This window comes from Streptomyces sp. NPDC020875 (assembly GCF_040641415.1).
Classification (GTDB): domain Bacteria; phylum Actinomycetota; class Actinomycetes; order Streptomycetales; family Streptomycetaceae; genus Streptomyces.
Window position 1 is genome coordinate 104,561 of record NZ_JBFADP010000010.1, and the last position, 13,575, is coordinate 118,135.

Below are 13,575 nucleotides of genomic sequence, written 5' to 3' on the forward strand. Positions count from 1 at the left end.
CGGATGGTCCGCCGTGCCGTCGTGCCGTCGTGCCCTGCTGTCCGTCGCGCCTTGGTGCCGTGGTGCCCTGCGGTGGTGCGCCGTGCGGTGGTGCCGTCGTCGCCGCCCCGGTCTTCCGGGTACCCCGTGTACCGCCGCGGTCCCCGCACACCCCCGGCGACGGAGCCGGTCAGAGCAAGGAAACAGCCGTGTCGACGGCCTTGGCGACATCACCGTCGACGGGGTAGAGCAAGGAGCGTCCCACCACCAGCCCCTGCACGGTGGGCAGCCGCAGCGCCGTCCGCCACCGCTCGTACGCGCCGTGCTGATCGTCCCCGATCTCGCCGCCGAGGATGACGGCGGGCAGGGTCGAGGTCTCCAGTACCGCCGCCATGTCGTCGGGGTCGTCGGTGACCGGGACCTTCAGCCAGGTGTACGCGGACGTCCCGGCCAGGCCCGACGCGATGGCTATCGACCGGGTGACGGCCTCGGCGGTCAGATCGGTCCGCAGCCGTCCGTCCACCCGGTGGCAGACAAACGGTTCGACGAAGACCGGAAGGTGATGCTCCGCCATCTCGTCGATGGTGCGGGCGGCGGTGTGCAGGGTGTCCAGCGACCCGGGGTCCCCGTAGTCGATCCGGAGCAGCAGCTTCCCGGCGTCGAACCCGAGCCGGGCCAGGTCGCGGGCGCGATGGCCGGTGAAGCGGTCGTCGAGTTCGAAGGCGGCGCCCGCGAGCCCGCCGCGGTTCATCGAGCCGATGACGATCTTGTCTTCGAGGGCGCCGAGAAGCAGCAGGTCGTCGAGGATGTCGGCGGTCGCGAGGACACCGTCGACCCCGGGGCGCGAGAGCGCGAGACAGAGCCGTTCCAGCAGATCGAGCCGGTTGGCCATGGCGAGTCGGCTCTCCCCGACGGCGAGGGCGCCCCGGGCGGGGTGGTCAGCCGCGATGATCATCAGTCGGCCGGAGTCGCCGAGGAGCCGGGACCGCCGGCCGCGCCGGACGGCGGCCTCGGCGACGGCTTCGGGGTGGCGGGTGCGGATCCCGGTCAGCTCTCCGATGGAGACCCGGCTCACGACGGCTCCCCCGGACCGGTCGACGGCCGCCCACGGCCGGTGGTGGACACGGCGGCGCGACCGGGCTCCGGGGCAGGGGCCGGGGCGGGCTCGGCCCCGGGGACGTCCTCCGAGGCGGGCCGCCCTTCCGTACGCTCCGGTCCCGAAGGCCCAGGTTCCGTACGCTCCGGTTCCGTACGCCCCGGGCGCTCGGACGGCTCCGCACTCCCCGGCGGCCGTTCACGCTCCGGCCGTTCGCGCTCCGGTGGTACGGGGCCGCCGCCGAGGACCTGCTCGACCTCGTCCTCGTACGGCATGGCGCTGGAACAGGCGAGCCGGGCCGCGACGATCGCCCCGGCCGCGTTGGCGTACCGCATCACCTGTTCGAGGGGCAGGCCCGCCAGCAGTCCGTGGCAGAGCGCGCCGCCGAACGCGTCGCCCGCCCCCAGCCCGTTGACGACCTCGACGGGGACCGGCGGGACTTCGACCCGGGCGCCGTCGCTCCGCAGCGCCAGCACACCCTCGGGGCCCCGTTTGACCACCGCCAGCTCCACCCCGGCGGCCAGCAGCGCCCGGGCGGCGGCCTCCGGTTCGCGTTCCCCGGTGGCGATCTCGCACTCGTCGACATTGCCGACGGCGACGGTGGCGAAGCGCAGGGCCTCCCGGTAGTACGGCCGGGCCGTCTCGGGGTCCCGCCAGAACATCGGCCGCCAGTCGAGGTCGAAGACCGTGATCCCGGCGCGGTCGCGGTGGGCGAGCGCCGTCTGGGTGGCGCCCCGGCTGGGTTCGGCGCTCAGTCCGGTGCCGGTCATCCAGAAGACCCGGGCGCGCCGGATCGCGTCGAGGTCGAGTTCGTCCGCCCGGATCTCCAGATCGGGGGCCTTGGGCCGCCGGTAGAAGTAGAGCGGGAAGTCGTCCGGCGGGAAGATCTCGCAGAAGGTGACGGGGGTGGGGTACTCGGCCACCGGGGTGACCCAGCGGTCGTCGACTCCGAACTCGCGCAGCGCCTGGTGGAGATAGTCGCCGAAGGGGTCGAGGCCGGTCCGGGTGATGACGGCGGTACGGCGCCCGAGCCGGGCCGCGCCGACGGCCACATTGCTCGCGGAGCCGCCGAGGAACTTGCCGAAGGTGTCGACCCGGGCCAGTGGGACGCCGGTGCGCAGCGGGTAGAGGTCCACCCCGATCCGCCCCATGGTGATCACGTCATGGGGTGCGGCGGCCGCGTCGTGCGGCGGTGGCCCGTCCGGCTGAGGCATGCGCGTCCCTTCGGTCCCTGCGGTTCGGCGCCCGGCCCCCAGATCTAAAGGCCCTCGCCGAGCCCTGTCAATATTTTGTCCTGACATTCGGACGAAGGCTTGACACCGTTTCGGCGTGGCCGGAAAGCTCGGCCGTATGACCACGCCCGTCGCTCCCCCGCACCGCATCCGGGTCGGCTCGGCCCCCGATTCCTGGGGCGTGTGGTTCCCCGACGATCCGCGTCAGGTGCCCTGGCGGCGCTTTCTGGACGAGGTCGCGGAGGCGGGGTACGAGTGGATCGAGCTGGGCCCCTACGGCTATCTCCCGACGGATCCCGCCGTCCTGGCGGAGGAGACGGCTCGCCGGGGGCTGAAGGTGTCGGCGGGGACGGTCTTCACCGGGCTGCACCACGGCCCGGCGGTCTGGGACGAGACCTGGGCCCGGGTCTCGGAGGTCGCGGCCCTCGCCCGGGCTACGGGCGCCGGCCATCTGGTGGTCATCCCGTCCTTCTGGCGGGACGACAAGACCGGGAGGGTGCTGGAGGACCGGACCCTGACGGCCGGACAATGGCGCGATCTCACCGTTCAGACGGAGCGGCTGGGGCGTGAGGTGCGGGAGCGGTACGGGCTGACGATCGTGGTCCACCCGCACGCCGACACCCATATCGACGGCGAGGAGAACGTTCAGCGGTTCCTCGACGCCACGGATCCCGGGCTGGTCTCCCTCTGCCTCGACACGGGCCACTACGCGTACTGCGGCGGCGACAGCGTCAAGCTCATCGAGACCTACGGCGAGCGGATCGGCTATCTCCATCTGAAGCAGGTGGATCCGGCCGTACTCGCCGGGGTGGTGGCGGACGAGGTCCCGTTCGGCCCGGCGGTGGCCCGGGGCGTGATGTGCGAGCCGCCGGGCGGTGTACCGGCGCTGGAGCCGGTCCTGGCCGCCGCGCGGGCGCTCGACGCGGACCTGTTCGCGATCGTCGAGCAGGACATGTATCCGTGCCCGCCGGACCAGCCCTTCCCGATCGCCCGGCGCACTCGGCGCTTTCTGCGCTCCTGCGGGGTCTGACCGGGGCTCCCGCCGGTTCTGACCAGGGCTTCGGCGGTAGTGGACGGGGGTGCGGCCCGACGCCACAGCCGCGCCCGGCTTTTTATGCCGATGATCGGATATATCTCCATTACGCGGGTCTTACGTCACAGCTGATCAACATCCCGGCACTTCCCCTCCCGGGAGAGGGGCCCCCGGCACCAGGCTCGGTGCTCGCCAAGCGCATCCGCCGCAGGTCCCTCACGGTCCCCCAACCGCGACTGCGGCGCCCGCAAGGAGGTGTCGCACAGATGTCGGACCGAAGGCTCTGGTCGTACAAGGAGATCGCCGCTCACATCCGGGTGCAGCCGGACACCGTTCGCTCCTACCGCAAGCACGGGCATCTTCCGCCGCCGGACCTGGTCGAGGCCGGGAAGCCGTACTGGTACGCGGACACGATCCGTTCCTGGGTGGCGAACCGGCCGGGCAACAACCGCGGCCGGCGCTGACCGCCGGGCGCGCCGCCGGAGCCGCGTACGGCGGTCTCGACGGCGCGCCCGGACCCCGTACGCACGGCCCCGGAATCGGCGCCGTCGATCCCGTACGACACGCCGCCGCACGTCCTGTACGGCGCACCGCCCCCGATCCTCGTACGGCGCGACGCCGGAGCGGCCTCCCCGGGCCCGCTCCGGCCCGGGACGGGGCCCGGCGGGCGTCTGCCGACCCGACGACGGGAGACCGATATCCCCCACCGCGATTTCATACCCCCTAGGGGTATAGTATGGTGTGCAGCACGGGCCCCGGGGTCATCAACCGCCCCAAGTCCACCGTGCCATGCGGCCATACCGCCCGACCGTCCACGAGGAGAACGCCATGAGCACCAAGCCCGACATCGAGTTCATCGAGACGACCGAAGCGTCCGGCTGCTGCGGCGGCGGCTCCTGCGGTACAGGCGCCGCCCCGGCCGCCTCCGAGGGCACCGTCACCACCGTCTACAAGGTCACCGGCATGACCTGCGGCCACTGCGAAGGCGCCATCTCCGCCGAGGTCTCCGCGATCGCGGGCGTCAGCTCGGTGACCGCCGTCGCCTCGACCGGCCTGGTCACCGTCGTCTCCGAGGCCCCGCTCGACGAGGCGGCCGTACGCGCCGCCGTGGACGAGGCGGGCTACGAGCTGGCGGGCACCGCCTGAGCCGGACACCACCCGGGGCCGGGGCCGTACGGGAGCGTCCTTCGCGGCGCCCCGTACGGCCCGCCCGCGTTTTCGGGCGGACCCGGACGCGGCAGGGCCGGGCGAGCCCCCGCTCCCCCGGCGTACCCTCCGGGCGGCATCAGCGATATTTCGGACACGTGCGAACGTGATCCGCCTCTCATCGCACGCCCGAACCGAAGCCCCCGAAGGCCGTCCCGCGACGTCGGCCGAGCGACCGGAAAAGCCCATCGGCGATGGAATCCGGCCAGGTCAGCGGCATGATCACCAAATCTCGACGACCCCGCACGCCAGGGTCGAAACGACCCGCCGGACCGGACCCGGACCCCGTCGCGGAGGTACGTGTGATGCACAAGACCTTCACAAAGAGACCTAGATCACAGATATTGAGGGGTAACCATTGAGGCCCCTCCAGGGTCTAAATGGACGATGCCAGGAACGTCTTGGGGGACGTTCATGGGATGTCTTGGGGGACATCTCAGGCAAGCGTTGGCCGGGGCACGTGCCCGGGGAGCTTTGAGCGGCCCTCCCGTCGTACGTACCCCGGCATACCGCGCGAAATCTGCGGTCGCAGACACCCGGCCGGATCCCGTGGGGGGAATCCGCTCCGGGGATATGGGAAGCGCCCCGCTCGCCGACCCGGGGGGGGATCGGCGGCGGGGCGCTTTCCGCTATGCGGCTGTGCGCTCGCGCGATGTCGCGTGACGCGATCAGCGGGCCTCGACCGGGACGAAGTCACGGAGGACCTCACCGGTGTAGATCTGCCGCGGACGGCCGATCCGGGAGCCCGGCTCCTTGATCATCTCGTGCCACTGGGCGATCCAGCCGGGCAGCCGGCCGAGCGCGAAGAGCACGGTGAACATCTCGGTCGGGAAGCCCATGGCCCGGTAGATCAGACCCGTGTAGAAGTCGACGTTCGGGTAGAGCTTGCGCTCGACGAAGTAGTCGTCCGCGAGGGCGTGCTCCTCCAGCTTGAGGGCGATGTCGAGCAGCTCGTCGGACTTGCCGAGGGCCGAGAGGACATCGTGCGCCGCCGCCTTGATGATCTTCGCCCGGGGGTCGAAGTTCTTGTAGACGCGGTGCCCGAAGCCCATGAGCTTCACGCCGTCTTCCTTGTTCTTCACCTTGCGGATGAAGGAGTCGACGTCGCCGCCGGACGCCTGGATGCCTTCCAGCATCTCCAGCACCGACTGGTTGGCGCCGCCGTGCAGCGGACCCCAGAGGGCGGAGATGCCCGCCGAGATCGAGGCGAACATGTTCGCCTGCGAGGAGCCGACCAGCCGGACCGTGGAGGTCGAACAGTTCTGCTCGTGGTCCGCGTGCAGGATGAGCAGCTTGTCCAGGGCCGCGACGACGACCGGGTCCAGGTCGTACTCCTGCGCCGGGACCGAGAAGGTCATCCGCAGGAAGTTCTCCACGTACCCGAGGTCGTTCCGCGGGTAGACGAACGGGTGACCGATCGACTTCTTGTACGCGTACGCCGCGATCGTGGGCAGCTTGGCCAGCAGCCGGATCGTCGAGAGGTGGCGCTGCTTCTCGTCGAACGGGTTGTGGCTGTCCTGGTAGAACGTGGACAGGGCGCTGACGACGGAGGAGAGCATCGCCATCGGGTGGGCGTCACGCGGGAAGCCGTCGAAGAACCGCTTGACGTCCTCGTGGAGCAGCGTGTGCTGGGTGATCTCGTTCTTGAAGACGGCCAGCTCGTCGACCGTGGGCAGCTCGCCGTTGATGAGCAGATAGGCCACCTCGACGAAGGTGGAGCGCTCGGCCAGCTGCTCGATGGGGTAACCGCGGTAGCGCAGGATGCCCTGCTCGCCGTCCAGGTAGGTGATCGCGGATTTATAGGCGGCCGTGTTGCCGTAGCCGCTGTCCAGGGTCACGAGTCCTGTCTGGGCCCGGAGCTTCCCGATGTCGAAGCCCTTGTCACCGACGGTGCTCTCGACCACCGGGTAGGTGTATTCACCGTCCGCGTACCGCAGTACTACAGAGTTGTCGCTCACGTCATCCCTCACCGACGTAGTGCCTCTTCTTCGAGGTGCCCTGACTGTCTCTACCATCCCCCATTTGGCGCATGAGAGTGCACTCGGGGTCGGCCTTTGGGCCCATTGGCGGCACTGAGTGCCGCCAACCTGCTCATCCTGCCCCGTTCGCCCGGTTTCCGGAAGTCGGGGTGCCATTTCCCACCCCACCGGCTCGTGGGCTCCGCCAGCCGGACGAGCGCCCGGGATCAGCCGGCCGAGAGCCGGTGCGCCAGCGCCGTGAACCGTCTGCCTGCGGAAACCGTCCGGACCGCCTGTCCTATCGCCCGGCGGGAGCCGACCAGCACCACGAGTTTCTTGGCCCGGGTGACCGCGGTGTAGAGAAGATTCCGTTGCAGCATCATCCAGGCCCCGGTAGTGACGGGGATCACCACGGCCGGGTACTCGCTGCCCTGGGAGCGGTGGATGGTGACCGCGTAGGCATGGGCCAGTTCGTCCAGTTCGTCGAAGTCGTACGGCACCTCCTCGTCCTCGTCGGTCAGCACGGTGAGCCGCTGGTCGTCGAGGTGAAGGGCGGTGACGACGCCCACCGTGCCGTTGAAAACGCCGTTCCGGCCCTTCTCGTAGTTGTTGCGGATCTGGGTGACCTTGTCGCCGACCCGGAAAACTCGGCCACCGAAGCGTTTCTCGGCCACATCGGGCCGGGCGGGGGTGACGGCCTGCTGGAGCAGGCCGTTCAGCGCTCCGGCGCCCGCCGGGCCGCGATGCATCGGGGCCAAAACCTGAACATCCCGGCGAGGGTCCAGACCGAATTTGGCCGGAATCCTTCGCGCGGCCACATCGACGGCCAGCTTCCCCGCGTCCTCGGTCTCCTCCTCCACGAAGAGGAAGAAGTCCGGCAGACCGGTTGTGATCGGCTGCTCACCGGAGTTGATGCGATGGGCGTTGGTGACGACCCCGGACTGCTGGGCCTGGCGGAAGATCCGGGTGAGCCGGACGTGCGGCACCGGGCTGCCTTCGGCCAGCAGATCGCGCAGCACCTCCCCCGCCCCGACGCTGGGCAGCTGGTCCACATCGCCCACCAGCAGCAGATGCGCCCCGGGCGCCACGGCTTTCACCAGCTTGTTGGCGAGCAGCAGATCGAGCATGGACGCCTCGTCGACCACCACCAGATCGGCGTCGAGCGGGCGGTCCCGGTCGTAGGCGGCGTCCCCGCCGGGCTTCAGCTCCAGCAGCCGGTGGACGGTGGACGCCTCGGCGCCGGTGAGTTCGGCGAGCCGTTTGGCGGCGCGCCCGGTCGGGGCCGCCAGCACGACCTTGGCCTTCTTGGCGCGGGCCAGCTCGACCACCGAGCGGACGGTGAAGGACTTGCCGCAGCCGGGGCCGCCGGTCAGTACGGCGACCCGGCTGGTGAGCGCCAGCCGTACCGCCTCCTCCTGTCCGGGCGCCAGCTCGGCTCCGGTCCGGTCCGCGAGCCAGGACAGGGCCTTGTCCCAGGCGACGTCGTGGAAGGCTCCCAGACGGTCGTCGGGGGCCCTCAGCAGCCGTAGCGTCTGGGCGGCGAGGGACAGCTCGGCGCGGTGGAACGGGACCAGATAGACGGCTGTCACCGGCTCGCCGCCCTCCGGGCCCGGCAATCGCTCCCGGACGACCCCCTCCTCGTCGGCGGCGAGTTCGCCGAGGCAGTCGATGACCAGGCCGGTGTCGACCTGGAGCAGCTTGACCGCGTCGGCGATCAGCCGCTCCTCGGGCAGGAAGCAGTGGCCCTGGTCGGTGGATTGCGAGAGCGCGTACTGCAGCCCGGCCTTGACCCGGTCGGGGCTGTCGTGCGGGATGCCGACGGCCTGCGCGATCCGGTCGGCGGTGAGGAAGCCGATGCCCCAGACGTCGGCGGCGAGCCGGTAGGGCTGGTTCTTCACGACGGAGATCGAGGCGTCCTCGTACTTCTTGTAGATCCGGACCGCGATGGAGGTCGAGACGCCGACGCCCTGGAGGAACACCATCACCTCCTTGATGGCCTTCTGCTCCTCCCAGGCGGAGCCGATGAGCCGGGTGCGCTTGGGGCCGAGTCCGGGGACCTCGACCAGCCGCGCGGGCTCCTGCTCGATCACGTCCAGGGTCTCCGTACCGAAGTGGTCGACGATCCGTTCGGCGATCCGGGGTCCGATGCCCTTGATGAGTCCGGAGCCGAGATAGCGGCGGATGCCCTGGATCGTCGCGGGCAGCACCGTCGTGTAGTTCTCGACGGTGAACTGCTTGCCGTACTGCGGATGGGAACCCCATCGCCCTTCCATCCGCAGCGACTCGCCGGGCTGCGCGCCGAGGAGGGAGCCGACGACGGTCAGCAGGTCGCCGGAGCCGCGGCCGGTGTCGACGCGGGCGACCGTGTAGCCGTTCTCCTCGTTCGCGTAGGTGATCCGTTCGAGGACCCCTTCGAGTACTGACAGATTGGACATGGCACGACGCTACCGCCGTGGTCCGACAGCGTGGGGGCCTGTGGACAACCGGGGCGGCACGGCCCGGCCCGCGTCCGGCGGGACCGGTCACTCCCCCGCGACGTGCCGGGCGTAGCGGGCGGCCGTGTCGGCGAGTACCTCCGCCCCGTCCCCGCTCCACAGCGCCTCGTTGAAGATCTCCACCTCGACGGGTCCCCGGTAGCCCGCCGCGTCGACCCGGCGCCGCCAGCCCCGCAGATCGACGCAGCCGTCGCCGAGCCGGGCCCGCCCGTTGAGCGCCCCGGCGGGCAGCGGTGTGGTCCAGTCGGCGAGTTGGAAGCCGTGGATCCGGCCCTCGGCGCCCGCGCGCGCCACCTGGGCGGGGGCGTCCTCGTCCCACCACACGTGGTACGTGTCAACGACGACGCCGACCCGGGCGGGCGGGAAGCGCCCGGCGATCCGGAGCGCCTGGGCGAGGGTGGAGACGACGCAGCGGTCGGCGGCGTACATGGGGTGCAGCGGTTCGATCGCGAGCCGTACCCCCGCGTCCCCGGCGTACGGGACGAGTCCGGCCAGGGCGTCGGCGACCCGCTCCCTGGCGCCCGGCAGGTCCCGGTCGCCCGGCGGCAGTCCGCCGGAGACCAGGACCAGGGTGTCGGTGCCCAGGGCCGCCGCCTGGTCGACGGCGGCCCGGTTGTCGTCGACGGCGCGGGCCCGTGCGGCGGGGTCGGCCGAGGTGAGGAAGCCGCCCCGGCACAGACTGGTCACCCTCAGCCCGCTGTCCCGCATCAGCCGGGCCGCGGCGGCGGTGCCGTACGCCGTCACGGGTTCGCGCCAGAGTCCGGCGCCGGGGATGCCGAGCCGGGCGCAGCCGTCGGCGAGTTCGGGCAGGGAGAGCTGCCGTACGGTCATCTGGTTGACGCTGAGCCGTTCGAGGCCGCCGGGGGCCGGGAGCGCGGTCATCGGGGCTCCTCGCCGGTGAGCAGGGCCGCCATCAGGGCGGCGGCGCGTTCGGGGTCGGGCAGGAGGCCGAGCAGGTCGGCGAGCCGGTGGGCGCGGGCCAGATGGTCCGGCGGCCGGGCGGTGTGGTGGCCGCCGAGCATGGTGAAGCGGGGCTGGTGTCCGGCGAGCCAGGCCAGCAGCACCACCCCGGTCTTGTAATGCCGGGTGGGGGGTTCGAAGAGGTGCCGGGCGAGGTCGAGGGTCGGGTCGAGTACGGCTCTGAAGGCCGCCGTACCGGCTGTGTCGAGGGCGTGCAGGGCCCGGGCCGCCAGGGGTGCCAGTGGGTTGAGGACACCGAGCAGGGCGTCGCTGTGGCCGTGTTCGTCGCCCGCGATCAGCTCGGGATAGTGGTGGTCGTCGCCGGTGTAGCACCGTACGCCCGGCGGGAGCCGGCGGCGGAGGGCGATCTCGCGGGCCGGGTCGAGGAGGGAGATCTTGACGCCGTCGACCTTGCGGGGGTGGGCGCGGACGACGGCGAGCAGGGTCTCGGCGGCCCGGCCGGGGTCGGTGTCGCCCCAGTAGCCGCGGAGGGCGGGGTCGAAGGCGGGGCCGAGCCAGTGCAGGATCACCGGGCGCTCCGACTGCCGCAGCAGTTCGCCGTAGATCTCCTGGTAGTCCTCGGGGGACCGCGCGGTGGCCGCGAGGGCCCGGGAGGCCAGCAGGACGGCTCCGGCGCCGCAGCTCTCGACATGGGCGAGTTGTTCCTCGTACGCCCGGCGGATCGCGGGGAGTCCGGCCGGTCCCGTGAGCTGGTCCGTTCCGGCGCCGCAGACGAGGGCGCCGCCGGTGGCCGCGGCTTCGGCGGCCGTGCGGCGGATGAGTTCGGCCGCGGCGGGCCAGTCGAGTCCGGCGCCGCGCTGGGCGGTGTCCATGGCCTCGGCGACTCCGAGTCCGCGGGACCAGAGATGGTGGCGGAAGGCGAGGGTGGCGTCCCAGTCGACGGCGGCGGGGGCGGCCCGTTCGGCGGCTCCTGTAGTTCTGGTTACGGAAACCGCTCCTATAGGTGCCGTGTTCGCCGCCGCTTCCCCGGCCGGAGTGGTGGCGGCCACGACGTGCGCGGCGGCGAAGAACCGTCGGGAGGCGGAGGCCCGGGCAGCGGGCGGTACGGGCCGGGGGCCTGTGGGTTCCCAGGGCCGGGGGCCGTCCGCGGAATCCGGACGGTGGCCGGACGGGGGCCCGGTCACAGGGTCAGCTCCGGAACCTCGATCCGGCGGCCCTCGGCGGACGACCGGAGCCCCAGTTCGGCGAGTTGCACCCCGCGGGCGCCCGCCAGCAGATCGCTGTCGTACGGCTCCCCGAGGGCGACATGGCGCAGAAACAGCTCCCACTGTGCCTTGAAGGCGTTCTCGAAGGGCTGGTTGTCGGGGACTTCCTGCCAGTGGTCGCGGTAGGAGTCGGTGGTGGGCAGGTCGGGGTTCCAGACGGGGCGCGGGGTGGTGGACCGGTGCTGGATCCGGCAGCGGCGGGGCCCGGCCACGGCGGAACCCAGGACTCCGTCCACCTGGAACTCGACGAGTTCGTCCCGCATCACCCGGACCGCCCAGGAGGAGTTGATCTGTGCCACGGTCCCGCCGTCGAGCCGGAGGACGGCGTAGACGGCATCGTCGGCAGTCGCCTCGTACGGCTTGCCCCGCTCGTCCCAGCGGCGGGGGATATGGGTGCTGACCTGCGCCATCACACTGGTGACCCGGCCGAAGAGCCGTTCGAGCAGATAGGACCAGTGGGGGAACATGTCGACGGTGATGCCGCCGCCGTCCTCGGCCCGGTAGTTCCACGACGGCCGCTGGGCCGGTTGCCAGTCGCCTTCGAAGACCCAGTAGCCGAACTCGGCGCGGACGGAGAGGATCTCGCCGAAGAAGCCACCGTCGATCAGGCGTCTCAGCTTCAGCAGTCCCGGCAGGAAGAGCTTGTCCTGGACGACGCCGTGGCGGATCCCGGCCGACCGGGCCAGCCGGGCCACCTCCAGGGCGTCGGCGAGTCCGGTCGCCGTCGGCTTCTCCGTATAGACGTGTTTGCCCGCGGCGATCGCCCGGATCAGCGCGTCGGGGCGGGCGGCGGTGATCTGGGCGTCGAAGTAGACGTCGACCGTGCCGTCGGAGAGTACGGAGTCGAGATCGGTGTCCCAGTGGCGCAGTCCGTGGCGCTCGGCGATGGCGCGGAGCGCCGGTTCGCGGCGGCCGACGAGTACGGGTTCGGGCCGCAGGGTCCGGCCGTCGCCGAGATCGAGGCCGCCCTGGTCCCGCAGGGCGAGCAGGGACCGGACGAGATGCTGGCGGTAACCCATCCGCCCGGTGACGCCGTTGAGGGCGATCCGTACGGTTCCGCTGTCCATGGCGCTGCCTCCGGGCTCGTCGGTTCGCCGGGCGGTGGTGTGCACGGCCGTGGGACCTCGTGCGTTCCATGGGTCCCGGCGGGCGGGCGGCCCGCTCGGCACCGGCGCGGCGGACGGGACGAACCGGCCGCGTACGGCTGGATTCCAGCAGGTCGTGATGGTTCGGGGGATTCGGCAAGCGCTTTCTTCGCGGGAGGACGCTAGCCTGCCGACAGCGGCCCGGACAAGGGTCACGGCCCGTATCCCGCGGAGGGAAGCGATGACAATCACTCTGGCGGATGTCGCCGCACGGGCCCGGGTGTCCCCGGCGACCGTGTCCCGGGTGCTCAACGGCAACTATCCGGTCGCCGCCTCCACCCGGGAGCGGGTGCTGCGGGCGGTCGACGAACTGGATTACGTCCTGAACGGACCGGCCAGTTCACTCGCCGCGGCCACCTCCGACCTGGTCGGCATCATGGTCAACGACATAGCGGACCCCTTCTTCGCGATCATGGCGGGGGCCGTCCAGGGCGAGATCGGCGGCAAGGGCTCGGGGCGCGGCGGCGGCGAGAAGCTGGCCGTGGTCTGCAATACGGGCGGATCGCCGGAGCGTGAACTCACCTATCTCACCCTGCTCCAGCGGCAGCGGGCGGCGGCCGTGGTGCTGACCGGCGGCGCGCTGGAGGATCCCGGGCATATGGCCGCGATGTCGGCGAAGCTGGTCCGGCTGGCCGACGCGGGCACCCGGATCGTGCTCTGTGGACGGCCCCCGGTGCCGGGGACCAATGCCGTACTCGCGGCTCTCGTCTTCGACAACTTCGGTGGCGGGCGGCGATTGACGGAACATCTTTTGTCCCTCGGACACCGCAGGATCGGCTACGTCGCCGGGCCCGCGGAACGTACGACGACCCGGGCCCGGCTGGAGGGCCACCGGGCGGCGCTGCGCGCGGCGGGGATCGGTACGGACCAGGAGCGGCTGACCCTGAACGGGCCGTACGCCCGCCGGTCGGGGTATGACGCGACGCTGGAGCTGCTGCGGCGCGAACCCGGTCTGACCGCCGTGGTCGCGGCCAATGACACGGTGGCGCTGGGAGCCTGCGCGGCCCTGCGGGACCGGGGGCTGCGGATTCCGGAGGACGTCTCCGTCGCGGGTTTCGACGATCTGCCGTTCTCGGTGGACGTGGTTCCGGCGCTGACGACGGTACGGCTGCCGCTGTTCGAGGCGGGCGCGCGGGCGGGGCGGCTGGCGATGGGCGCGGAGGAGGCCCCGCCTGGGGGTATCGCGACCATCGAGGCGGAGTTGCTGGCCCGTTCGTCGACGGCGCCGCCCCGGGGGTGAACCGG

The 13,575-nt window shown here is 71.6% G+C and carries 11 protein-coding genes; 4 read left to right on the plus strand and 7 right to left on the minus strand.

Features of this window, described 5'->3' with window-relative positions:
• Positions 1 to 169 precede the first annotated feature (169 nt).
• Together AB0G74_RS08235 and iolC are read right to left on the minus strand one after the other, a co-directional pair.
• The gene (locus AB0G74_RS08235; RefSeq protein WP_361141951.1) at positions 170 to 1,054 is read right to left on the minus strand and encodes a deoxyribose-phosphate aldolase; all 885 of its coding nucleotides are present in this window, start codon (positions 1,052 to 1,054) and stop codon (positions 170 to 172) included.
• Positions 1,051 to 2,289, minus strand: coding sequence for a 5-dehydro-2-deoxygluconokinase (gene iolC, locus AB0G74_RS08240; protein ID WP_361141953.1), 1,239 nt, complete (start codon positions 2,287 to 2,289; stop codon positions 1,051 to 1,053). The genes AB0G74_RS08235 and iolC overlap by 4 nt, the downstream gene beginning before the upstream one ends.
• A gap of 136 nt (positions 2,290 to 2,425) precedes the next feature.
• On the opposite strand from iolC, the gene AB0G74_RS08245 reads away from it, so the two are divergent.
• From AB0G74_RS08245 to AB0G74_RS08255, 3 genes are all read left to right on the plus strand, one after another.
• Positions 2,426 to 3,337, plus strand: coding sequence for a sugar phosphate isomerase/epimerase (locus tag AB0G74_RS08245; protein ID WP_361141955.1), 912 nt, complete (start codon positions 2,426 to 2,428; stop codon positions 3,335 to 3,337).
• A 269-nt stretch (positions 3,338 to 3,606) separates the two neighbouring features.
• A complete protein-coding gene (locus AB0G74_RS08250) occupies positions 3,607 to 3,804 on the plus strand; it encodes a MerR family transcriptional regulator (protein WP_358825001.1) in 198 nt (65 codons plus the stop codon).
• 364 nt (positions 3,805 to 4,168) lie between these two features.
• Positions 4,169 to 4,486, plus strand: a complete 318-nt coding sequence (locus AB0G74_RS08255) for a heavy-metal-associated domain-containing protein (protein ID WP_361141957.1) — start codon at positions 4,169 to 4,171, stop codon at positions 4,484 to 4,486.
• Positions 4,487 to 5,214: 728 nt separating this feature from the next.
• On the opposite strand, the gene AB0G74_RS08260 is transcribed toward AB0G74_RS08255, so the two are convergent.
• The 5 genes from AB0G74_RS08260 to AB0G74_RS08280 form a co-directional block, all read right to left on the minus strand.
• Positions 5,215 to 6,504 carry a citrate synthase gene (locus AB0G74_RS08260; RefSeq protein WP_361141958.1) on the minus strand — a complete coding sequence of 430 codons (1,290 nt, stop codon included), beginning with the start codon at positions 6,502 to 6,504 and terminating at the stop codon, positions 5,215 to 5,217.
• A 227-nt stretch (positions 6,505 to 6,731) separates the two neighbouring features.
• On the minus strand, positions 6,732 to 8,939 hold the full coding sequence (locus tag AB0G74_RS08265; RefSeq protein ID WP_361141960.1) for an ATP-dependent RecD-like DNA helicase: 2,208 nt from the start codon (positions 8,937 to 8,939) through the stop codon (positions 6,732 to 6,734).
• Positions 8,940 to 9,026: 87 nt separating this feature from the next.
• The gene (locus AB0G74_RS08270) at positions 9,027 to 9,881 is read right to left on the minus strand and encodes a sugar phosphate isomerase/epimerase family protein (RefSeq protein WP_361141962.1); all 855 of its coding nucleotides are present in this window, start codon (positions 9,879 to 9,881) and stop codon (positions 9,027 to 9,029) included.
• Positions 9,878 to 11,104 (minus strand): DUF993 family protein, encoded by a 1,227-nt coding sequence (locus tag AB0G74_RS08275; protein ID WP_361141964.1) that lies wholly within the window; start codon positions 11,102 to 11,104, stop codon positions 9,878 to 9,880. Before AB0G74_RS08275 ends, AB0G74_RS08270 begins: the two co-directional genes overlap by 4 nt.
• On the minus strand, positions 11,101 to 12,252 hold the full coding sequence (locus tag AB0G74_RS08280; RefSeq protein WP_361142013.1) for a Gfo/Idh/MocA family oxidoreductase: 1,152 nt from the start codon (positions 12,250 to 12,252) through the stop codon (positions 11,101 to 11,103). The genes AB0G74_RS08275 and AB0G74_RS08280 overlap by 4 nt, the downstream gene beginning before the upstream one ends.
• A 259-nt stretch (positions 12,253 to 12,511) precedes the next feature.
• On the opposite strand from AB0G74_RS08280, the gene AB0G74_RS08285 reads away from it, so the two are divergent.
• Positions 12,512 to 13,570, plus strand: coding sequence for a LacI family DNA-binding transcriptional regulator (locus AB0G74_RS08285; RefSeq protein ID WP_361141965.1), 1,059 nt, complete (start codon positions 12,512 to 12,514; stop codon positions 13,568 to 13,570).
• Positions 13,571 to 13,575 lie beyond the last annotated feature (5 nt).